Here is a 19,879-nt window from a genome sequence, read left to right as displayed (position 1 = left end):
GTCCGTGATGGCCGACCCCGCCGCCAGTTCGGCCCTGAAGACCGTCCTGCGAACCTGGCGGACGCGCGATGCGGTGGATGCGGCCAATGACGCCGCAGTGCTCGCGCGGGTTCTGGCGGCGGAGGCGCGCCTGTCACTGGGCGACCGGGCATGAGCGGGATCGAAGACGAGGCGATCGAGCCCGGGGGCAGGGAAGATCGTCTCCTGTCCTGGGATCAGGTCGAGCATATCGCCAGCATCAGCCGGTCGACCGCCTGGCGCATGGAGCGCGACGGCGCCTTCCCCCGTCGGGTTCGGGTGTCGCCGGGCCGGGTCGGCTGGTGGGAAAGCGAACTGACGTCCTGGAAGCGGACGCGCGGCGGACAGCTGCCGCCGCCGCCCCTGAAGGCGCCGAGGACGCCCCGGTTGCCCGGCATGACGCGGCCCATGCCGACGCCGGTCGCGGCGCCCGACCGGACGACGCCCCCCGATGCGCCGACGGGCCAAGGCGCGGGCGCGGGGAGCTCGCCGGCGAATGCCCGCCGCGGGCGCGGCAGATCCGGAGCCTCGCCCGATCAGATCGACTTCGGATTTTGAGGCCGGCCAGGCGGGTCAGGCTGCGGGGCGAAGAATGAGGCAAGTTTCGCGCAGATTCCGGCATCGACCTCCGATGGAGGATCATCACCCTTGGGCGTGACGGATGAAGGGTCGGGGCGCGGAGCTTCGACCCGCCGGGCGGACCGCGACATGAACAAGTCTCAGGCGCAGATGCGAACCGCCGACGCCGCCCGGGCGGGCGGAGAGGGCCGGGACTGGTCCGATGCGGTCCTGCGGTGGAGCGGGCGCGTGCTCGTGGGCGCAACCTGGGTCAGCGGGGCGATCTTCGCGATTTATATCCTGGCCTTCTTCGGCGGCGTCGCCCTGCGCGGCGCGGCCGAGCGGTGGAACGAGTCCCTCCCGGGCCTGCATGACGCCGCGGCGCCGGCCGCGACGATCGCGATCGGCGTTCACTTCCTGGCGGGCGGCGTCCTTCTCCTGCTGGGCCCAATACAGCTGATCGGCGGACTGAGACGGCGCCTGCCGGCGCTCCATCGCTGGCTGGGGCGGATCTATGTGATCTCGGCGACCCTGGCCGGTGTCGGCGGACTGGGTTTCATTCTTTTTGCGGGGACGATCGGCGGCACGCTGATGGACGTCGGCTTCGGCGGCTACGGCGTTCTCATGGTGCTCTGCGCGGTCCTGGCCTGGCGTCATGCCCGGGCGGGTCGCTACGACCGGCATCGCGCCTGGGCCATCCGCCTGTTCGCCCTGACCGTCGGCTCCTGGCTCTACAGGATGGAGTACGCCGCCTGGTCCGTCCTGGCCGGCGATCTCGGCCGGGGCGCGGGGTTCACCGGCTGGTTCGACGCGATTATGATGTTCTTCTTCTACGTCCCCAACCTGCTGGTCGCCGAGGTCTTCATCCGGGTGCGGCGGTCGAGACCCCGCCCCGTGCTGCGCCTGGCGGCCGCGGCGCTGCTTCTGGCGGCCACGGCCTTTGTCGTGCTGGCCACCTGGCTGTTCACCCGGGGCGTCTGGGTTCCGCGCGCGATCAGCGGACTCGTGGGCGGTCCCGCCTGAGGGATCGGGTGACTGGTCTTTAAGGCAAGACATATGGCGGATCGGGCAAGGGATCGGGGGAGCGCCGAGCCGGGCGAAAGGTTAAATGAGGTCCGTTCGGATTGTCCTTGAGCATCGAGGTCTCGGCCGGAGTCGACACCGGCAGCCCTGCTCATCCGTCCGACCGCTCGACCCGTTTCCGCCTTCCAGACTTCAGGGACGCTCCATGCTCGCCATCATTCCCGACTCCCTCTCCGACTTCATCGCCGACGACGACGGGCGGCCCGTCGTGATGTTGAACCTGCTCCGCTTCAGGCCGGAGGGCGGGCGCGAGCGCTATGCGGAGTATCTGGCCGCCGTGGGGCCGGTCGGCGCCCGGTTCGGCGTCGAGGTGGTCTATTTCGGAGACGGCCTCCCGGCCCTGTCGGCCGAGGACGGCCAGGCGTGGGACGCGGTCCTTCTGGTCCGCTATCCTGATCGAAACGCCTTCGTCGGCATGATCCGGGACCCGGAGTACGCCGAGACTGCGGGACCGGTGCGGGAGGACGCCCTACTGGAAGCGGTCCTTCAGCCGCTGCGCACGCGGGACTGAGGTCCGGTCAGGAGATCAGGGTCGCCCGGAGGCGGGCTTCATTGCATCGATGAAGGCGCGCAGGGCCGGGGGCGGGTTCCGTCGACCGGCGTAGTAGAGGTAGTTGGGCGGCAGAGTCGGCCGCCAGGCGTCGAGCACGCTGACCAGGGCGCCGGATCGGATGTGCGGCGCGGCCTGGGCCTCCAGCACGCAGGCAAGGCCGACCCCGGCGACGGCGCTTTCGCACAACATGTCGATGTCGTTGGTCACGAAGCCGCCCCTGACCTCCATCGTGGTGGTCTGTCCGTCCCGCTCGAACGTCCAGGGATAGAGGGAGCCGGCCGTCGGCAGGCGGTAGGTCAGGCAGCTGTGGCGCTCCAGATCCGCGGGCTGTTCCGGGGCGCCGGCCACGGCGAGGTAGGCGGGCGAGCCCACCATCATCAGACGCACGCTGTCGTCCAGCTTCACCGAGACCATGTCCTGCTCCAGCGAGGGCAGGCGCCGGATGCCGGCGTCGAAGCCCCCGCCCACGATGTCGGTCAGGCCGTCGTCGACGGACAGTTCGACGGTGATCTCGGGGTAGTCGTCCGTGAACCGCTTGAGGCGCGGCAGGACGAGACCGAAGGCGGCCGATCGATGGGCGGTGATCCGGACCCGGCCGGCGGGGCGGGCGCGATCGACGTCGAGGGCGACCAGGGCGGCCTCGACCTCGGACATGGCCGGGCGCAGGCTGGCCAGCAGCCGTTCGCCGGCCTCGGTCGGCTTGACGCTGCGGGTGGTGCGGTTCAGCAACCGCACGCCCATTCGGGCCTCCATCAACCGCATGCGATGGCTCAGCGCCGAGGCCGAAACCCCCAGACCGACGCCGGCGCGGGTGAAGCCGCCGGCCTCGACGATGGCGGCGAAGACGGCGAGGTCGTTCCAGGTGTCCCGATCCATTGTTGAGGTCAGCTCAAGAGGGTTTGTGATGAACCGCCGCTACCGCTCAACCAGCGTCATGTCCAGTTTGGCGGTTGCAACAGATCGGATCTCTCCCATGACCCTCGACGCCTATCGTTCTCTCGGCCGCTCGGGCCTCATCGTCAGTCCTCTGGCGCTCGGGACCATGACCTTCGGCGTCGCACGCTGGGGCATGGAGCGACCGGACGCCGAAGCGGTGTTCGACGCCTATGTAGGGGCCGGCGGCAATCTGATCGACACCGCCGACGTCTATGCGGGCGGCGCCGGGGAGGCGATGTTGGGCGAGATGATCGCCGAGCGCCGGAGCCGGGACCGGCTGGTGCTGGCGACCAAGGCCGGGTTCGCCGCCGGGCACGGACCGGGCGCGGGCGGCAACGGCGCCAAGCACATCCACGCGGCCCTGGAAGGCTCGCTGCGCCGGCTGAAGACCGACTACATCGACCTCTACTGGATCCACGTCTGGGACTCGGTGACGCCGCCTGAGGAGTTGCTGGAGACGATGTCGGCCCTCGTGAGGTCGGGCAAGATCCGCTACTGGGGGATGTCCAACACCCCGGCCTGGTATGTCGCGCGGATCGTCACGCTTGCGGCGGCGCAGGGTCGTCCGGGGCCCATCGCCCTGCAGTACTTCTATTCCCTGGTCAGTCGCGAGGTCGAGGCAGAGCATGTGCCTCTCGCGCTCGACACCGGCTTGGGCGTCATGCCGTGGAGCCCGCTGGCCTATGGCCTGCTGACCGGGAAATACGATCGGGCGACCGTGGAGGCGGCCCCGACCCGGGCCGGCGGCCTGGCGATGGAGGCGTCGACAGACGGCGTCGAGAGCGGCGCCCGGCTGAACGGCGCCAATCCGTTCGGAGACAGTCTCTTCACCGAGCGCAACTGGGCCATCGTCGACGCCCTTAAGGCCGTCGCCGCGGAGATGGGCGAGCCTCCGGCCAAGGTCGCGCTGGCCTGGGCGCAGTCTCGGCCGGCCGTGGACACGGTCCTCATCGGCGTCAGCCGGGTCGGCCAGCTGGAGGACAACATCAAGGCTGTTTCGCTGGAGCTGTCCTCAGACCATCTAGCGGCCCTGGACGCGGCGTCCCGTCCGGATCTGCCCATGCTTTACGGCCTGTTCAGCGACGAGATGCGGCGCCGCGTCGTCTATGGCGGCGCAACGGTGCGCGCCCGGCGCTAGCGGACACGTGTGAACTCGGCCGAGACCCGGCCGCCGTCCGGGCGGGTGAAACGCTCCGTCATCCGGTCGCCTTCGACGACCAGGGTCAGATCCTCACGCGTCCGGACATCACCGACCCAGTTGGGAAAGGTGGACCCCTCGACCCGATTGCCCGCGAAGACGCCGACGGCGTCGACCGAATAGACTCCGAAGAAGCCGATGCTGGTCGCCATGGCGCGGCGGTTCTCCGCCTCCGTGCCTTCGCCCCGGACATCGGAGGCGAAGGGCGGGTGGTCTGTCGGGGTCAGGACCTCGATAAACCTCATGTCCGGCGTGAAGACGAGCAGGCCGTTGGGGCGATCGCCGTAAGGCCGGCTGACGCCGCCGTCCGGAGCCTCCATCGTGGCGGATGTCATCCGCCAGGTTCCTAGCACGGCATTGGGAGGCGCGGTCTCGCGGCGGTCCGCGGAGTCGGACGGGGCGCAGGCCGCCAGGCCGGCGACGATCAAAAGGGCGATCTGGCGGGTCATGACCGGTCGGCTCCATGGGCGATGTCGCGCTGGTTGCGCAGCTCGGCGAGCCGGCTGACGAGCGCCGCCTCGATGTTCTCGAAGGCCGTGCTGCCGAGGGCCAGGCGGCGCGGCGGGTCATCCGCGTCGGCGGCGACGATCATCGCCTCCACCGTGCGGTCGGCGTCGCCCCTGATCTCGAAGCCGCCGCCGAGGACGGCGCGTCGCACGTCGCCGGCGGGGGTGGCCGCATAGACGGTCAGGGGTTCGGTCCGGTCCAGACCTGCGCCGAACCCCGTGTAAGTCGGGCCGGGCTCGACCAGGGTGAAGCGGATGCCGAAGGGCGCGACCTCCTGGGCGACGGACTCCACGAAGCCTTCGATGCCCCATTTGGTCGCGTGATACAGGCTGAAGGCCGGATAGGCGACCTGGCCGCCTTCCGAAGAGACCTGCTGCACAAGGCCGCCGCCCTGTGTGCGCAGGTGCGGCAGGACCGCCCGGATGAGCTGGATGGAGCCGACCAGATTGGTGGCGATCTGCCGGTCGATCTGCGCATCGGTCGCTTCCTCGGCGGCGCCGAACAGCCCGTAGCCCGCATTGCTCACCACGATGTCGATGCGTCCGCCGGTGAAGGCGGCGTCGATCTCACGCCGGAGCGCGACCGTGTCGGTCAGGTCGAAGGTCCGCACCTCCAGCCGATCCGGATATCGGGACTTCAGATCGGAAAGCGGTTCGGGTCGTCGGACGGCGGCGACGACGCGATCGCCGCGGTCCAGCAGCCTGCGGCTCATGGCCAGGCCCAGGCCCGAGGATGCGCCGGTGATCAGCCAGGTCTTCATGTGAGATCTCCTTGTCTGATCGGAAGATGCGCTCGGCGGACTGGTGAGATAAGACGGACCTATCCGCATGAGCTGGTGAGGAGATCGCACCAATGGACGAGGTGAGCCTGACGGATCTCAGGGCGTTCGTCGCGGTGGCGAGACACCGGAGCTTTCGGGGTGCGGCCGATACGCTCGGGGTGTCGCGTTCGTCGCTGAGCCACGCCCTGCGCGCCCTCGAGCGCCGGCTCGGCGTCCGGCTGCTGCACCGGACCACCCGCAGCGTGGCCCTGACGGAGGCCGGCGCGCGACTGCTCGAGCGGCTCTCTCCGGCCCTGGGCGAGCTCGACGACATGCTCGACGCCGTGCGCTCCGACGCCGGCGCGCTTTCCGGCCCGCTGCGGATCAACGCCAACGAAGGCGGCGCCCGCTGGCTGATCCGCCACGTCGTGCCCGATTTCGTGCGTGCGCACCCCGCCGTCAGGCTGGATCTCGTCACCGAAGGCCGGCTGGTCGATATCGTGGCGGAGGGGTTCGACGCCGGGGTCCGGCTCGTTGAGGCGGTGCCGCAGGACATGATCGCCGTGCCGTTCGGGGGCCGGCAGCGGTTCATCGCCGTCGCGTCGCCGGCCTATGTCGAGGCCCACGGTCGTCCCGCGACGCCGGAGGACCTGAATCGACACCGCTGCATTCGCCAGCGGCTGCCCAGCGGCAAGCTGTACCGATGGGAGTTCGAGCGCGGCGACGCGGCGATCGCGATCGAGGTCGACGGCGCCCTGGGCCTCGACCACAGCGGGCTGACGGTCGAGGCCGCCCTGGAGGGGGTCGGGATAGCCTTCGTGCCCGAGACCTTCGCCCGGGCCGCCCTGGCCGACGGGCGTCTGGAGATCCTTCTGGGCGACTGGTCACCGCCGTTTCCCGGACTGTGCCTCTACTATGCGGGGCGACGGCACGTTCCCGCGCCGCTGAAGGCCTTCATCGCCGCCGTCAGGGCGACGCAGCGGGGGATCGAGGAGACGGAGGTCTGAACGTCAGAAGGCGGCCCGGGCGCCATCAGACGAGGTTGCGCCCCCGGCGGGACGGGCACCGGCCTTCAGCGCCCTGCGCGTCTCGCGCCGGGGCGGGGCGCCGAACATCCGGGCGTACTCGCGGCTGAACTGGGAGACGCTCTCGTAGCCCACCGCGACCGCTGCGGCGGAGGCCTGGTCGCCGTCGCTGACCATGCGTCGCCGGGCCTCCAGCAGGCGGAAATGCTTCTGATACTGAAGCGGAGACATCGCCGTCAGCGCCCTGAAATGCTGATGAAAGGACGAGGGGCTCATCCCGACCGACCGGGCGAGCGCCTTGACATCCACCGGACTGTCGAAATGGTCGCGCAGATGCGACATGGCCTGGGCGATCCGGTGGGGCTGGCCGTCGGGGATCACCATGCGGGCGACGTTGCGGCCGGCCGGACTGCGCACGAGCCAGTAGGCGATCTCGCGCATGATCGAAGGATAGAGGATGTCGACGCCCCTGGGCTCGCCGATCAGGTCGAGCAGCCGCTGAAGCGATCCGGTGATCTGCGCATCCAGATCCTGAACCTCGAACCCGAAGCCGGAGGGGCCGGTCACCGCCACATCTCCCAGGCGGGTCACCACATCGCGGATGACGCCGAGATCGAGCTCGAGGATCGCTCCGATATAAGGATTGGCGGCCGACGCCTCGACCAGCTGGCTGAGCACCGGCGCCTCGACGGTCACGACCAGGGTCTGTCCGTCGCCGTAGCGGAGCGTCTGGTCGGCGACCATGATCTCCTTCGCGCCCTGGGCGACGATGCACAGGGTCGGCCGGTAGAGCATGTGCTGGGGGGGCATCCGGCCGTACGACCGCATCAGGATCAGGCCCGGCACCGGCGTCATATAGTGGCCGTCGCCGATAAGCTGGGCGTCCAGGACGGCCGAGATTCTGTCGCTCAGGTTCAGCTTCATGCTCGACCGCCTCCGCTCGGGATAGCGACGACCCTAGCCAAGGCCCGCGCCCGCGCCAACGCCTCCGCAGGATCGGGCAATAAAGACGTTCGATCAGGCAGGCCGCGGCCACGGGCCGCCGGGGCGGTTCGGGACGGCGTCGGGCGCGCCGTCCCTCGGGAGGATCGGGCCCTCGTCAGCCGATGCCGCCGTTCGAGTAGACGACCTGGCCGTGAATCCACTCGCAGTCGCCGGAGCAGAGGGCGGCGATCGTGTTGGCGATGTCTTTGGGCAGGCCGATCCGTCCGTAGGGCGTCATGCCGGGGATCGGGGCCAGCGCCGCCTCGCCGTGCTGGCGCAGGAGCTGCGTGTCGACCGCGCCCGGAGCGACCGCGTTGACGGAGATCCGGCGGCCCGCCAGCTCCTTGGCCAGGGCGCTGGTGTAGAAGTCCTGGGTCGCCTTGGTGGCGGCGTAGACGCCGCCGCCCGGCGGCCGCTGCAGGGTGATGCTGGAGCTCAGGCTGATGATGCGGCCTCCGTCGCGCGTCCGTTTCGCGGCCTCCCGCAGGACGTTGAAACTGCCCTTCACATTGGTGGCGATCATCCGGTCGAACGCCGCGTCGGTCATCTGGGCGAAGGCGCCGACGTTCATGATGCCGGCGTTGTTGACGACCACGTCGACGCCGCCGAAGGCCTGGTCGTTGGCGTCGAACAGGGCCGCCACCGCCCCGGGGTCGGCCACGTCGCCCTGACGGACGATCGCGCGCCCCCCGCCAGCCTCGATGTCCCGCGCGACCTGCTCGGCCAGGTCGCGGCTGGTGAGATAGTTGACGGTGATGGCGTAGCCCTCGGCGGCGAGCCGCTTCGCCGTCGCGGCGCCGATCCCCCGGGAGGAGCCGGTGATGAGGGCGACACGGCCTTCTCCGGGGCGCGTCTGTGTGGACCGGGCGCGCAGCGCGGGAGCGGCCCGGGCGGCGCCCGCGACCGCGACGGCGGGGCCTGCGGCGGCGAGGGCCAGGATGGAACGGCGAGAAGTCTTGGACATCGGGGTCTCCTTGAAGGTGCCGGCAGGGTGGCGGAGACCGGGGCGCCGGAGTTGCCGACAAGAAGCGAAGACTTGCGCGATTTTCCGAATTTGGGCCTGAGGCGCTCTGCAGGAGCGGGGCGCCTCTGACGGAAGATGGGCTCCGGCGCGGGGAGGTCCGCAGCTTCGGGCAAGCCTTTCGGATGATGCGGCAAGGCGGTTGGGGAGGCTTCGGACAGAATGGCGATCCCGGCGCCGGCGTGAGCGACCGGCCAACCCGCCCGTGACCCGCGCGGCCAAGGCGGATCATGAGGAGACCCGACAATGACCCAGACGATCGCACTGATCACCGGCGCCAACCAGGGCATCGGCTTGCAGGCGGCCAGGGATCTCGCCGCCGCCGGCGTCACGGTTCTCATCGGGTCGCGCGACCTGGCGCGGGGCGAGGCTGCGGCCCGGGAGGTCGGGCCGGCGGCGCTCGCGATCCAGCTCGACGTCACGGATGCGGTCTCGATCGCCGCGGCCGCGGACCGGGTGCGTCGGGAGTACGGGCGTCTCGACGTCCTGATCCAGAACGCGGCGATCGCCAGTGTCAGCGATCGCCCGCAGTCGGGTGAAGACCTGGCGGCCGCGGGTCGCCCGGGCGTGATCCCCCTGCAGGACATGCGCACGATCTGGGACACGAACGTGTTCGGGGTGGTCGCCGTCTATCAGGCCATGGTCCCCCTTCTGCGGGACACGCCCGGGTCGCGGATCATCAACGTCTCCAGCGCCGTCGGCTCCCTGACGATCAATTCGGATCCGGCGTCACCGTTCAGGGCGGTCTTCGACGCCGGCTACGCCGTCTCCAAGACGGCGCTCAACGGTCTGACCCTGGCCATGGCGATCGAGCTGGAGGCGGAGGGGGTCCGGGTCAACGCCGTCTCACCGGGCCACACCCGGACGCGACTGACCGGCTTCAGCGGGACGGACACGGTGGAGGAGGGCGCCGCGGAGATCGTCCGCCTGGCCCTGCTTCGCGCCGACGAGGAATCGACCGGCGCCTTCACCCACGCCACCCACGGCGTCATTCCCTGGTGACGGCCGAAGCTCGGCGATGTCGTGCGCCATGCTGCGGATCGGTTCCGGGCGACAGATCGCCGGTGACGCCGAGGCGGGCCCGCAGCGTCCATGCGGCGGGTTGCAGGCCTGGCGGCGGCAGCCTTGGTCTGGGAGGTCACGGAGAAAACAGATCGACCATCAGGGCCATGGTCTCTTCGAGGGTCGGCAGTCCCTTGCCCGTTTGCAGCTGGCCCTGGGCTTCCAAAAGCACGAGGCCGTGCAGGGCGGCCAGGAGAAGGGCGGCGAGGCTCTTCGTCGGCGCATCGGCCAGGGCCTTCGCGGCCTTGCAGTCATCGACCAGGGTGATGATTTCGGCGAGGCAGGCCGCGCTGCTGACCTGCAGGTCGGGGTGGTCCCGGGCAAGGGTCGGCGCGCCGAAGACCAGGCGATAGCGGGCCGGGTGCGTGCGGCTGAACGCGATCAGGACGCCGAGGGCGTTCAGCAGACGGTTGGCGGGCGCCTCCTCTGATCCGCGGATATCCGCGAAGCGTCTGCCCAGGGTCTCGAGGTCGGCCGAGGCGACATCGGCGAGAAGGGCGTCACGGTTGCGGAAATGTCTGTAGGGGGCGTTGTGCGAGACGCCGGCCGCCTGGCCCACGGCCCGCAGGGTGACGGCCCCTTCGCCGCCCTGGTCCAATAGGGTCGATGCAGCCTGGATGAGATTGGCGCGGGTCGTCACTTCAGTCGGTCCGGCGCCTCGGTCGCGCTGAGGTGCGTCAGGGTCTCAGAGTCTTTCCAGAGCGCTCGGGCCAGATCCTGCTCGTAGCTCATCTCCGCCGAGCGTCTCTGGCTGAGGACGCCGTTCTTCCATTGGTAATAGCGGCCCGAGACGATGGTCGGGTCGGTGGCGAGGTCGGCCAGCGCCCGGCCGGATTGGACCAGATCGCCGAGCGTCAGGCCCATGCGTTTCATCAGCCAGCGCACCGGCGGGGAACCGATCATCGCCCGCGCCGGTCCCGGCAGGTCCCGGAGCAGACCGGTCTCGGCGATGGCGCCCGGATCGTAGGCGATGGAGGACAGGGCGAGGCCGGCCGCCTTCATGCGACGGTCCAGCTCATAGGCGTGCAGCACGACGCACAGTTTCGACGTCGTATAGCGACGGCCGCCGGGGAGGGGTTCGCCCCCGTCCAGTCCCGTCCTCGCCAGGGCCAGGGCGTCCGGTCTCACGGCGCGACCGATGAAGCGACCGTCGGCGGTGTCGGGGTCGTGGGTCCCGCTGGCGGTGAACACGACCCGGCCGTCTTCTTCGAGGCTGTCGAGCAGCCGCTGGACCAGCAGGAAATGGCCGAGGTAGTTGGTCGCGAAGGTCAGCTCATAGCCGTCCGCGCTGTAGGCGGGCGGGCCGCGAAAGGTGGCCCCTGCGTTGCAAAGAATGGACTGGAGCCGGCCCGTCTCGCCGTCGTCGATCATCCGACGGCACGCCGCAGCGGCCTCCCGGACCGATACCAGGGACGACACGTCCAGGGCGACCGTGGTCACCTTCACGCCGGAGTCCGACCGAAGGGCGGCGGCCGCCTGTTCGAGGCGTTCAGGGCTGCGGCCGGCGAGGATGAGATCGATCCCCTGCGCAACGAGCCGCCTGGCGCATTCGAGGCCGATGCCGCCGTGTCCGCCGGTGATGAAGACTGTGGGCATGTCCGTACCTCCGAGGTTGACGCTGTCAACTTGCACGCACGGCGCACGCCCGACAGGGCAGGACCGGAAGGTGCGGCGGATCGGGCAAGGAATGCGGGGGATCGGGCAAATGCCGTGTGCGATGTCGTTCCGCAGCGCCCTTTGCCTGCCCGAGCGAGGATCGGGCAAACATGGACGAGATTTCGGCACGCGCGCGGAACGGGCGTGCGGCATGCTGACGGCCTGAACCGACGTCTTGGGGTCGGACACCAGCCTCTTGGGCTCGGCGATGGGCTTCGTCGCACGGCGAAGCGATCGGCGCCGATCGGACCGTCGGAGCACCGCTGATGTCCCGGAGCCGGACAGGCCCAATCTTCAATCAAGGGATCTTGAATGACGCAGCAACCGGGAGAGAACGGAACCGCCAAGGCCAGGACGTCGGCGCTGTCGCGACGGTCGCTGATCCGCTACGGCGCGGCAGGGTTGGGCGTCGCCGCCGTGGCCGGCGGCGTCACGGTCATGGCCAACCGGCCGCCCCTGTCGCCGCGTCAGCAGGGCCTGCCCAGGCTCGCCGACTGGACGACGGCGGACATCCCCTCGCTGCGCGGGCGGACGGCCGTCGTGACGGGCGGCAACGGCTATCCTGTCGGCGACCGGAGTGGCTTGGGCTTTCATGACGCGCTCGAACTCGCCCGCGCCGGGGCGGCCGTGACCATCGCATCCCGGAAGCGGGACCGGGGCGAGGAGGCGGTCCGTCAGATCAGGGCCCTGGTTCCCGGCGCCTCGATCCGCTTCGAGACGCTGGATCTCTCGGACCTCCGATCGGTCGCCGCCTTTGCGGACCGGATGCGGGCCGGCCACGATCACCTGGATCTTCTCGTCAACAACGCCGGCGTCATGGGGCGGAGAAACCGTGAGGTGAGCGTCGGCGGGTTCGAGCGGGTGTTCGCCACCAATGTGCTGGGTCATTTCGCCCTGACCGCCCGGTTGCTGCCGCTACTGCGCCAGGGCAGCGCACCACGCGTCGTCTGGGTGTCGAGCAGTCGCGCGATGCTGGGCGCGGTCAACCTCGCCGACCTGCAGCTGACGCGCGACTACAGCTACGGCGCGGCCTACGACAACTCCAAACTGGCCATCCTCATGCTCGCCTTCGAGATGCAGAGGCGCAGCGCCGCTGAAGGCTGGGGCGTCTCGTCCGTTGCGGCCCATCCCGGCATCGCCCGCACCAACCTGGTCCCGGACGGCCCGGGTCCGGACAGCCTCGAGGGGCGAAACCACCGGTACATGCCCTTCATGTTCCAAACGGCCGCCCAGGGCGCGCTGCCGACCCTGTATGCGGCGGCCTCGGCCCAAGCGGCGGCCGGCGGGTATTACGGTCCGAATGGGCCTCTGGAGCTGCGCGGCCTGCCTGGGTGGGCCGCGATCCCGGAAGCTGCCGACGATCCAGAGGTCTCGGCGCGGCTGTGGGCTGCGCTGGAGCAGCTTGCGGGCGGGAGATTCGGCCAGACGGACTGATCGCAGAGCAAACGCGGACGGTCAGCCCGCAGGACGACAGTCCCGCCGCCTGTTCGTCGGCGGCGGGCCGCCATGCTATAACCGTCATCAACCGCCAACCTGCAGAGCCATGGCGCGACGCATCCGGGATGACCGTTTCTGACGGATGACCCAAGCATGCTGCGGGCTCATCGCGCGTTGATGCCTCTGCAGGCTTGGCGCATTCTCACCGGGATGGAGAATCCGATTCTGTGAACCTGGCGGTCAGGACGGATGGGCCGGCGATCGCGGCGATATCGCCCAAGCGCGAACTCGGCGCCTACGAGGCCTTGTGGCTCGAGCAGGGCGCGACCTTCAAGACTCTTGCGGAACGCTTCGCCCGCGATCCGTCGGCCATGCCCTCCGATCTGGTGTCTCCGTCTGCCGCCATGGCGGCGGCGGACGAGGTGCTGGCCAGGCTGAAGGCGTCGGGCGTTCACCAGTTCGGGGTCCGGATCAATCACGCCGGCGACTATCCGAAAAAGCTGAGGGACGCGCGCCATCCCGTCGAGATGCTCTACTATCAGGGCGCCTGGGAGCTTACCGAGACCCGTTCGATCGCCGTAGTGGGCAGTCGCAAGGCGAGCGAAGAGGGCCAGCAGCGGGCGGCGCAGATCGCCAAGGGTCTGGTCGAACGTGATTTCACAGTGGTGTCCGGCCTCGCCGAAGGCATTGATCGGGCCGCCCATACCGCCGCCTTCGCGTGCGGCGGTCGGACGATCGCCGTCATCGGCACGCCCTTGGGGCAGTTCTATCCGAAGCCCAATCGAGACCTCCAGCTGCGGATCGCCGCGGAGCAGCTGCTGATCTCGCAGGCGCCCGTCCTGCGGTACAGCAGGCAGAACCCCATCCAAAACGGGCTCTTCTTCCCCGAGCGCAACGTAACGATGAGCGCTCTGACGGAAGGGACGGTCATTGTGGAGGCGGGCGAAACGTCCGGCACCCTGACACAGGCGCGCGCCGCCCTGCATCAAGGCCGCAAGCTGTTCATTCTCGATTCCTGCTTTACCCGCGGCGATCTGACCTGGCCGGCCCGGTTCGCCGCAGAAGGCGCGATCCGTGTCCGCAGCATGGATGATATCTGGTCGGCTCTGGGGTGACGCTTCGGTTCAGCCAGATTGGACCCGGACGGGCCGTCCTCCAATCCCGCGCTCGTGATCGGGCGTTGACGCCAGGCCGATTCGTGGCCGACCGTTGTTCCATGTGGGGGATTGTTCTGACGGACGCGACGGGCAGGCTGATCGACGAGGTCGTCCCGGCTCCGATCGAGGGCGTGCGGGACTGGTGCCGGCGGGCGGTCGAGGGGCGTCCGGAGGCGGTTCAGGCTCGGCTGGTGTCGCCGGATGGATTGCTTGAATACGTCTATCCTGAAGCCTCGGGCGGATAGATCCGTATGGCCAGTGAGCCCGATCCCTCCGTCGTAGATGTCATCCAGGCCGGCGCCGCTGTTCTCGCGGTGCTGGCGGGCTTCGGCTATGTCGCATTCCAGCGCTGGGCGGATTCCAGGGCCGCCGGGCGCGCCGCCGCCCATCTCGCCCGCCACTCCCTCGATTTCGTCACCGAGCGGCTTGATGCTCTGATTGACGACACCAAACCTTTCGAGTTCGCCTTGCGGGGCGCCCGCGCCGCCGAGATGATCGAGGTTTTCAGGGAGCTGGAGCTGTCCAGGATTCCAGCGGACTGGATCGAAAGAATCGCGATCATTCGCAGCGCCGTCTTCGCCATCAACAGCCGGATCGATGAAGTCCTGAGGGACGACGACCGGAGGAAGTCAGAGAGACGGCGTCGCCTCCACAGTGCGGGGCGGATACTTGCGCAAGCGCGCGCCGAGATGTCCGCCGTCCGTGGCCGTTTCCTGGCCTGGAACCGGGGGAAGTTCACGATCAAGGCTCTGAGTGGTGAGATGACGGCCTTCCTCGCCGAGGCGGAGCGGGCCGCCCCCTCGGCCGCCACATCGTCTCCGACTCCCGCAATCTGATGTTGAAGCGTGCCAAGATCGACGCCGGTCGATGCTCGCGAGCGCACCTCCCGGCGTATCCCGGTCTCACAGGATGATCAGCGCCAACGACCTGGTCGAAGACGCGCCATTGACCTACTACATGGACGAGAGCGGTCAGGGGGGAGACTTGGCCACCGCTGGTCCCTCCCTGGACTTTCGCAACCAGCCGGTCTTCGTCCTGGCGGCGGTCGGGTGCGACGAGGAGGCCGCCCTCGACGAAGCCGTCGAGTCGATCCGCCAAAGGCGGTTCCCGCAAGCCGCCGAATTGAAGGCCGCCTCCGGTCACGCCAGTCCGGCCGCCGTCGCCGATCTACTCGACGTCCTGGAAAGGGTGAAGGCCACGATCCTGATGGAGGTCATGGACAAGCGGTTCACCCTGGCCGCCACGATGACCAGCACCCTGGTGATGCGGCCTGTCGGACCGTCGGACAGGAATCCGAAAGCTTATTGGCTTCGTGCGCAACTGGCCGAATGCCTTCACGACGCCGCGCCGACCGCAGTGTACGATGCATTCCTCGACGCCTGTCGCCAGCCCTCCGAGGCCGCCATCAAGGCCGCGTTTCGCGCCATCCTCGACTGGATACCGCCGTCGATCTCGAGAGACACGCCCGCGGGGGCGCTGCGGTTCATCACGCTCGACAGCCTCAAGGATTTCCGGAAGGAGGGGCCGCGCCGGCCGGAAGTCCAACGCCGCTTCCTGCCGCTTCCGGATCCGGGGCATACCGGCAAACCGGTATGGGTCCTGCCGCATCTGTCCGCCTTCACGAGCCTGTACGCCCGCATCAATCGCTTGAGGAACAGCCGACTGGACGGCGTTCGTATTCTTCACGATGAGCAGCGCTACTACGCCGACATCCTCGCCTCGGCGAAGGCGTCGGCCGAAGGCCTGGCGGGCGAAGGCGAAGAGATCGTCTTCGAGCGGGCCGACTACCGGTTCGGTGAGACCGGAAATCTGGCCTTTGTGCCGTCGGGCGGCCTGGCCGGCATCCAGGTGGCGGATCTCCTGGCCGGGTTCGCGATGCGTCATGTGCGCGATGTTCTGGCGGGACATCCGCCTCCGCCTGGGTCTGTCGCTGTGTTCAGACGTCTGGCGGACGGCCCTCAGGCGCACCGCGGCATCGGGATGAACCTGATGCTATCGAACCGCGACATCCGGCGCTGCGGTCTCGTTCCGTCGCGAGACCCTGCCGTGTCCTGGCGGTGAGCAGCGGCGCCCCGGTGGTCGATCTGACAGGCGCGTGAGCTCTATCTCGCAAACCCCTGTTGTTTCGGGCTAAGGTTGCATCCATGATCCCGGCGAAGCTTGCGGGTGCGACAGGCGAGTCTTTGAATGGGAGGGCAGGGCGTGACGGAGGCGAAGTCGATCTTTTCGGCGGCCGAGTCCGGCCTCGGGTTCCTCTATCAACCGCGTCTGGCGCTGCTCAAAATCCTGTCGCTGCCGGAGAGCGCCTCGCTTCACATTGAAAAGAGCGACGACCTGGAGTTCGATGAGGTGGGCGGCCGCAAGTCCTTGGCCTCTCTCAAACACAAGGCCGCCGGCGATCGCCTGACCGATCTGGACGCCGATTTCTGGAAGTCGGTGCGGGTCTGGCTGACCTATTATGGGGACAATGGCCGGGTCGCCTGCAACGCCGACTTCGTCCTGTTCACGACGGCGACATTGGGGGAGGGAACCGCCCTGGTCGTCTTCTCCGAAAACGGAGAGGCGGCTAGGCGCGCGGAGACGGCCGCGACCTTGCTGGGCCGCAGCCAATCGCAGACGGCGGACAAGGTCCGCGCCTTGCTGGAGCCGATGTCGGATCTTGAGCGCGACGACTTTTATCGCCGTATCACCATCTTCGACGGCAGCCCCCGTGTGGAGCAAATCCCCCAAGCTGTGCTCGACCGACATCTCCGGACGGTGCGCCGCGAGGCCCGCCAGCCCCTGTTTGAGCGGCTGGAGGGGTGGTGGACGGATCTCATGATCAAGCTGCTGTCCGGGGAGCGGGCGACCGCCGTCGGGGGACAGGAAGTCTCCGACAAGCTGTCGGCGATCGCCGAGGAATATCGTTCCGACAACCTCCCGATCACCTTCCGCAACCGTCTGCCCGACGGCGAGATCGACGTGGCCAACGACACGCGACTGTTCGTCGAGCAGCTTCGGGATCTGGACCTGTCGACCAATCGCATCCAGCACGCGATCATCGACTACTACCGGGCCTTCGAACAGCGCTCGAGCTGGGCCAGGGAGAGCCTTCTGATCTCCGGCGAGATGGAGGAGTACGAGGATCGTCTGGTCGAGGAATGGAGCCGCTATCGGGACATCGTGTTCGAGGCCCTGCCCGAGACCAGCGAGGACGCGGCCTTCAAGGCCGCCGGTCGCGAGCTCTACAAATGGGCGGAGTTCGAGACCGGCGAACTGCGCATCCGTGAACGGGTGACGGAACCCTATGTCGTCCGCGGAGCCTTCCAGATCCTCGCCAACGCCCGGCCCACGCCCCGGGTGCACTGGAACCCCGCCTTCATGCGGCGCTTGGGCGAGCTGCTCGGGGTCGCCGCATGAAGCGGTGGGACCTGCGCCCCATCGAGATCCGAAATCTCTTCAATCCGGCCTTCTGCGGCCTGATCCTGTTCAGGGCGTTGCGGGGCTACGAGGAGGAGGACCCGCGCGGGATGCCGTTCTCCCTCAGCCTGGTGGTCTTGCCGCTCTGCCTACAGCGCGAAGCCCGCGAAACGCTCGCCCAAGCCAATCGCAGCTATTTCCTGAAGATCGTCGCGGCCAATCCGCAGATGCTCGTCGATTTCTCCAAACGCACGACAGACCTTCTGCCCTTCGCCTTTGAGGCGCTCGGATTTCTGATGCATCTCGGCGTGATCTCCGTCAGCGAGGACGGACGGCTCACGACGACGCCGGAAGGGGTCAAGAAGACCATCGACGGCACACCCGAAACGGTGTCCTGCCAGAGGGTGGCGCGGTTTCTCGGTCGCGAGTTCGCCCGGATCGGCGATCGGGCGACCGTCTATTCGACCCTGGGGATCAGGCCATGAAGATCAAGTCGATCCACCTCTACAGCTACGATGGCCGTCGGCGCGATCTGGCCTTTCATCTCAATGGTCTGAATGTGATCACGGGCCGCTCCTCTACGGGGAAATCGGCGCTGTCCGAGATCATCGAATACTGCATGGGGCGATCGAGCTTCAACATCCCGGAGGGCATCATACGGGATCGGGTGAGCTGGTTCGCCGTCATCTACCAGTTCCCCGGCGAGCAGGTTCTGGTCGCCAAACCGTCGCCCGGCGCCGGCCGTGCGAGTTGCAGCACGGCTATGGTGCGTCGAGGCTCCGAGATCGATGTTCCCGAGTTCGACGAGCTTCTCGTCAACGACGACGATAGCGGGGTGGAGACCCTGCTGTCGCGCATGCTCGGCATTCCTGACAACAGCACGTCGGTTCCGCTCGAACATAGCCGAGAGAGCTACGACGCCAACATCAAACACACCGTCTACTATCTGTTCCAGAAGCAGACGATCGTGGCCAACAAGGATCAGCTCTTCTATCGGCAGAACGAGCCGTACCAGCCGCAGGCGATCAAGGACACCCTGCCGATCCTTCTCGGGGTTTCGTCGCGCAACCGCTACGAGCTCGAAGCGCAGCTCCGGACCGTCCAGCGCGACCGGCGCCTGAACGGCAAGCTGCTCGAGCAGGCGAGGGGCGCCGTCGAAACCTCTGAAGAACGCGCGCTCGGTCTGCTTTCGGAGGCCCGGAGCGTCGGCATCTTCGCCTCGGACCGGGGCGCAGGCGAGCCGGTGGTCGATCTGCTGCGAAGCGCCCTGGCCTGGAGCCCGACCCCGGTTCCCGAGGACGACGGGCAAAGGGTCGCCGCCATTGAGACGGAGCTCTACGGCCTGCGCGAGCGACGGCGCGAAATCCAGCGCAGGATCGAGGCCGCCCTGCAGTTCGCCCAGAGATCCGAAGGGTTCCAAAGCGAGGCGAACGAGCAGCGCGATCGGCTGGCCTCGATTAAAGCCTTACCCACCAATCGTGACACCGGCGAATGGCAATGGCCCTTCGCCGAGGCCAACCTCGCCCTGTCGAGTCCGATCGCCGGCCTCCTGTTAGCGGAACTGGAATCCCTCGAAGGCGAGATGAACGCCGTGCGCGGCGAACGCCCGGCGCTGGACGCCTACCTCGTCGCGCAGCGGTCGGATCTGCAGTCGGTCGGCGATCAGATCCGGACCAAGGAGCTCGAGCTCTCGGCCGCCATCGCCTCGAACGAGGCGATCGCCCAGATGGGCAATCGCAACAATGCCGCCTCACGGGTGGTGGGCCGCGTCAGCCTGTTTCTCGAAAATCTGGTTCCCGAGGTGGAAATGGCCCGGCTTGTCGCCGAAGAGCGCCGCCTCAAGGCCCGGGCGGACGACCTCGAACGCGGGATTGGGGCGGACGACTCCGGCGAGCGGCTGGCCTCGACGCTGAACAACATCGCCATGCATATGTCGCGCTACATCACCGATCTCGGCGGCGAGTTCGGCCAGTACCCCGCGAGGCTGGATCTCCACAATCTGACCGTCGTCATCGACCGGCCCAGCCGGCCGATCTACATGCCCCGAACCGGCGGCGGCGAGAACCATCTCGCCTACCACCTCGCGGCGCTCCTGGCCCTCCATCGGTTCGCCGTCGGCGCCCAGCAGCCCCTGCCGCGGTTTCTTCTCATCGACCAGCCGACCCAGGTCTATTTCCCGTCAGAGAACGTCTATGCGGCCGCTGGCGGATCCATCGAGAAAACCGAAACGGACGCCGACCTCGAAGCGGTTCGTCGTCTGTTCGAGGTGCTTCGCCGCTTTGGAGAGACCGATGCGCCGGGCTTCCAGATTATCGTGACGGAGCATGCCAACCTGCGGGACGACTGGTTCCAGCGGTCCTTGGTCGAGCAGCCCTGGACCAAGCCGCCGGCCCTCGTGCCCGATGACTGGCCGGACGAGGCGGACGCCGGCGCAGCATCCGGCGAGCCGGTCTAAGGAAGCTCGTCCTGGCGAACAGACCCCGATCCTCCGGCGGGAAGGGCAATCCGCCTGAACGCCTCCTCGT

General features: G+C 68.4%; 22 protein-coding genes. 15 read left to right on the top strand and 7 right to left on the bottom strand.

The window, feature by feature from the left end; translation table 11 throughout:
* Positions 1-7 precede the first annotated feature (7 nt).
* The 4 genes from H2037_RS01695 to H2037_RS01680 all read left to right on the top strand — a co-directional run bounded on the left by H2037_RS01695 (position 8) and on the right by H2037_RS01680 (position 2,170).
* The gene (locus H2037_RS01695; protein WP_292116859.1) at positions 8-154 is read left to right on the top strand and encodes a hypothetical protein; all 147 of its coding nucleotides are present in this window, start codon (positions 8-10) and stop codon (positions 152-154) included.
* Positions 151-576 carry an AlpA family phage regulatory protein gene (locus H2037_RS01690; RefSeq protein WP_292116856.1) on the top strand — a complete coding sequence of 142 codons (426 nt, stop codon included), beginning with the start codon at positions 151-153 and terminating at the stop codon, positions 574-576. Before H2037_RS01695 ends, H2037_RS01690 begins: the two co-directional genes overlap by 4 nt.
* A gap of 150 nt (positions 577-726) precedes the next feature.
* The gene (locus H2037_RS01685; protein WP_292116853.1) at positions 727-1,599 is read left to right on the top strand and encodes a DUF2306 domain-containing protein; all 873 of its coding nucleotides are present in this window, start codon (positions 727-729) and stop codon (positions 1,597-1,599) included.
* A 205-nt stretch (positions 1,600-1,804) separates the two neighbouring features.
* Complete coding sequence (locus H2037_RS01680) at positions 1,805-2,170, top strand: DUF1330 domain-containing protein (RefSeq protein ID WP_292116850.1); 366 nt, start codon at positions 1,805-1,807, stop codon at positions 2,168-2,170.
* A gap of 15 nt (positions 2,171-2,185) precedes the next feature.
* Here the strand turns inward: H2037_RS01680 and H2037_RS01675 are convergent, their stop codons facing one another.
* The gene (locus H2037_RS01675; protein ID WP_292116846.1) at positions 2,186-3,088 is read right to left on the bottom strand and encodes a LysR family transcriptional regulator; all 903 of its coding nucleotides are present in this window, start codon (positions 3,086-3,088) and stop codon (positions 2,186-2,188) included.
* A gap of 97 nt (positions 3,089-3,185) precedes the next feature.
* Here H2037_RS01675 and H2037_RS01670 point away from each other — a divergent pair, with 97 nt between their 5' ends.
* Complete coding sequence (locus H2037_RS01670; protein ID WP_292116843.1) at positions 3,186-4,286, top strand: aldo/keto reductase; 1,101 nt, start codon at positions 3,186-3,188, stop codon at positions 4,284-4,286.
* Here H2037_RS01670 and H2037_RS01665 read toward each other — a convergent pair.
* The gene (locus H2037_RS01665; protein ID WP_292116840.1) at positions 4,283-4,795 is read right to left on the bottom strand and encodes a lipocalin-like domain-containing protein; all 513 of its coding nucleotides are present in this window, start codon (positions 4,793-4,795) and stop codon (positions 4,283-4,285) included. The two genes, H2037_RS01670 and H2037_RS01665, sit on opposite strands and share 4 nt — an antisense overlap.
* Positions 4,792-5,613 carry an SDR family oxidoreductase gene (locus tag H2037_RS01660; protein WP_292116837.1) on the bottom strand — a complete coding sequence of 274 codons (822 nt, stop codon included), beginning with the start codon at positions 5,611-5,613 and terminating at the stop codon, positions 4,792-4,794. The genes H2037_RS01665 and H2037_RS01660 overlap by 4 nt, the downstream gene beginning before the upstream one ends.
* Positions 5,614-5,705: 92 nt before the next feature.
* Here H2037_RS01660 and H2037_RS01655 point away from each other — a divergent pair, with 92 nt between their 5' ends.
* Complete coding sequence (locus H2037_RS01655) at positions 5,706-6,620, top strand: LysR family transcriptional regulator (protein ID WP_292116835.1); 915 nt, start codon at positions 5,706-5,708, stop codon at positions 6,618-6,620.
* Positions 6,621-6,623: 3 nt separating this feature from the next.
* On the opposite strand, the gene H2037_RS01650 is transcribed toward H2037_RS01655, so the two are convergent.
* Positions 6,624-7,562 (bottom strand): AraC family transcriptional regulator, encoded by a 939-nt coding sequence (locus H2037_RS01650; RefSeq protein WP_292116832.1) that lies wholly within the window; start codon positions 7,560-7,562, stop codon positions 6,624-6,626.
* A 175-nt stretch (positions 7,563-7,737) separates the two neighbouring features.
* Positions 7,738-8,586, bottom strand: a complete 849-nt coding sequence (locus H2037_RS01645) for an SDR family oxidoreductase (protein ID WP_292116829.1) — start codon at positions 8,584-8,586, stop codon at positions 7,738-7,740.
* 303 nt (positions 8,587-8,889) lie between these two features.
* Between H2037_RS01645 and H2037_RS01640 the strand changes: the two genes are divergently transcribed.
* Complete coding sequence (locus H2037_RS01640) at positions 8,890-9,645, top strand: SDR family NAD(P)-dependent oxidoreductase (RefSeq protein ID WP_292116825.1); 756 nt, start codon at positions 8,890-8,892, stop codon at positions 9,643-9,645.
* Positions 9,646-9,781: 136 nt separating this feature from the next.
* On the opposite strand, the gene H2037_RS01635 is transcribed toward H2037_RS01640, so the two are convergent.
* Positions 9,782-10,345 carry a TetR/AcrR family transcriptional regulator gene (locus tag H2037_RS01635; RefSeq protein WP_292116822.1) on the bottom strand — a complete coding sequence of 188 codons (564 nt, stop codon included), beginning with the start codon at positions 10,343-10,345 and terminating at the stop codon, positions 9,782-9,784.
* Positions 10,342-11,301, bottom strand: a complete 960-nt coding sequence (locus H2037_RS01630) for an SDR family NAD(P)-dependent oxidoreductase (protein ID WP_292116820.1) — start codon at positions 11,299-11,301, stop codon at positions 10,342-10,344. The genes H2037_RS01635 and H2037_RS01630 overlap by 4 nt, the downstream gene beginning before the upstream one ends.
* Before the next feature lie 372 nt (positions 11,302-11,673).
* On the opposite strand from H2037_RS01630, the gene H2037_RS01625 reads away from it, so the two are divergent.
* From H2037_RS01625 to H2037_RS01590, 8 genes are all read left to right on the top strand, one after another.
* Complete coding sequence (locus tag H2037_RS01625; protein ID WP_292116817.1) at positions 11,674-12,795, top strand: SDR family oxidoreductase; 1,122 nt, start codon at positions 11,674-11,676, stop codon at positions 12,793-12,795.
* 230 nt (positions 12,796-13,025) lie between these two features.
* Entirely contained in the window at positions 13,026-13,913 is an 888-nt protein-coding gene (locus H2037_RS01620; protein ID WP_292116814.1) for a DNA-processing protein DprA, read from the top strand.
* 101 nt (positions 13,914-14,014) lie between these two features.
* Complete coding sequence (locus H2037_RS01615; RefSeq protein ID WP_292116812.1) at positions 14,015-14,200, top strand: hypothetical protein; 186 nt, start codon at positions 14,015-14,017, stop codon at positions 14,198-14,200.
* 6 nt (positions 14,201-14,206) lie between these two features.
* The gene (locus tag H2037_RS01610) at positions 14,207-14,791 is read left to right on the top strand and encodes a hypothetical protein (RefSeq protein WP_292116810.1); all 585 of its coding nucleotides are present in this window, start codon (positions 14,207-14,209) and stop codon (positions 14,789-14,791) included.
* A 73-nt stretch (positions 14,792-14,864) separates the two neighbouring features.
* On the top strand, positions 14,865-16,016 hold the full coding sequence (locus tag H2037_RS01605; protein ID WP_292116807.1) for a DUF3800 domain-containing protein: 1,152 nt from the start codon (positions 14,865-14,867) through the stop codon (positions 16,014-16,016).
* A gap of 141 nt (positions 16,017-16,157) precedes the next feature.
* Complete coding sequence (locus H2037_RS01600; RefSeq protein WP_292116803.1) at positions 16,158-17,354, top strand: ABC-three component system protein; 1,197 nt, start codon at positions 16,158-16,160, stop codon at positions 17,352-17,354.
* Positions 17,351-17,839, top strand: a complete 489-nt coding sequence (locus tag H2037_RS01595; protein ID WP_292116801.1) for a three component ABC system middle component — start codon at positions 17,351-17,353, stop codon at positions 17,837-17,839. The genes H2037_RS01600 and H2037_RS01595 overlap by 4 nt, the downstream gene beginning before the upstream one ends.
* Positions 17,836-19,809 (top strand): DUF3732 domain-containing protein, encoded by a 1,974-nt coding sequence (locus tag H2037_RS01590; RefSeq protein ID WP_292116799.1) that lies wholly within the window; start codon positions 17,836-17,838, stop codon positions 19,807-19,809. The genes H2037_RS01595 and H2037_RS01590 overlap by 4 nt, the downstream gene beginning before the upstream one ends.
* Positions 19,810-19,879 lie beyond the last annotated feature (70 nt).

Origin of the sequence: Brevundimonas sp., from assembly GCF_013912065.1 — a bacterium.
Classification (GTDB): Bacteria; Pseudomonadota; Alphaproteobacteria; order Caulobacterales; family Caulobacteraceae; genus Brevundimonas.
This window is presented reverse-complemented; position numbering and strand designations above follow the sequence as displayed.

Bases quoted from the DNA above. Each gene is read 5' to 3' on its own strand.
- H2037_RS01695 (WP_292116859.1), top strand. From the start codon at position 8: ATGGCCGACCCCGCCGCCAGTTCGGCCCTGAAGACCGTCCTGCGAACC.
- H2037_RS01690 (WP_292116856.1), top strand. From the start codon at position 151: ATGAGCGGGATCGAAGACGAGGCGATCGAGCCCGGGGGCAGGGAAGAT.
- H2037_RS01685 (WP_292116853.1), top strand. From the start codon at position 727: ATGAACAAGTCTCAGGCGCAGATGCGAACCGCCGACGCCGCCCGGGCG.
- H2037_RS01680 (WP_292116850.1), top strand. From the start codon at position 1,805: ATGCTCGCCATCATTCCCGACTCCCTCTCCGACTTCATCGCCGACGAC.
- H2037_RS01675 (WP_292116846.1), bottom strand. From the start codon at position 3,088: ATGGATCGGGACACCTGGAACGACCTCGCCGTCTTCGCCGCCATCGTC.
- H2037_RS01670 (WP_292116843.1), top strand. From the start codon at position 3,186: ATGACCCTCGACGCCTATCGTTCTCTCGGCCGCTCGGGCCTCATCGTC.
- H2037_RS01665 (WP_292116840.1), bottom strand. From the start codon at position 4,795: ATGACCCGCCAGATCGCCCTTTTGATCGTCGCCGGCCTGGCGGCCTGC.
- H2037_RS01660 (WP_292116837.1), bottom strand. From the start codon at position 5,613: ATGAAGACCTGGCTGATCACCGGCGCATCCTCGGGCCTGGGCCTGGCC.
- H2037_RS01655 (WP_292116835.1), top strand. From the start codon at position 5,706: ATGGACGAGGTGAGCCTGACGGATCTCAGGGCGTTCGTCGCGGTGGCG.
- H2037_RS01650 (WP_292116832.1), bottom strand. From the start codon at position 7,562: ATGAAGCTGAACCTGAGCGACAGAATCTCGGCCGTCCTGGACGCCCAG.
- H2037_RS01645 (WP_292116829.1), bottom strand. From the start codon at position 8,586: ATGTCCAAGACTTCTCGCCGTTCCATCCTGGCCCTCGCCGCCGCAGGC.
- H2037_RS01640 (WP_292116825.1), top strand. From the start codon at position 8,890: ATGACCCAGACGATCGCACTGATCACCGGCGCCAACCAGGGCATCGGC.
- H2037_RS01630 (WP_292116820.1), bottom strand. From the start codon at position 11,301: ATGCCCACAGTCTTCATCACCGGCGGACACGGCGGCATCGGCCTCGAA.
- H2037_RS01625 (WP_292116817.1), top strand. From the start codon at position 11,674: ATGACGCAGCAACCGGGAGAGAACGGAACCGCCAAGGCCAGGACGTCG.
- H2037_RS01615 (WP_292116812.1), top strand. From the start codon at position 14,015: ATGTGGGGGATTGTTCTGACGGACGCGACGGGCAGGCTGATCGACGAG.
- H2037_RS01610 (WP_292116810.1), top strand. From the start codon at position 14,207: ATGGCCAGTGAGCCCGATCCCTCCGTCGTAGATGTCATCCAGGCCGGC.
- H2037_RS01605 (WP_292116807.1), top strand. From the start codon at position 14,865: ATGATCAGCGCCAACGACCTGGTCGAAGACGCGCCATTGACCTACTAC.
- H2037_RS01595 (WP_292116801.1), top strand. From the start codon at position 17,351: ATGAAGCGGTGGGACCTGCGCCCCATCGAGATCCGAAATCTCTTCAAT.
- H2037_RS01590 (WP_292116799.1), top strand. From the start codon at position 17,836: ATGAAGATCAAGTCGATCCACCTCTACAGCTACGATGGCCGTCGGCGC.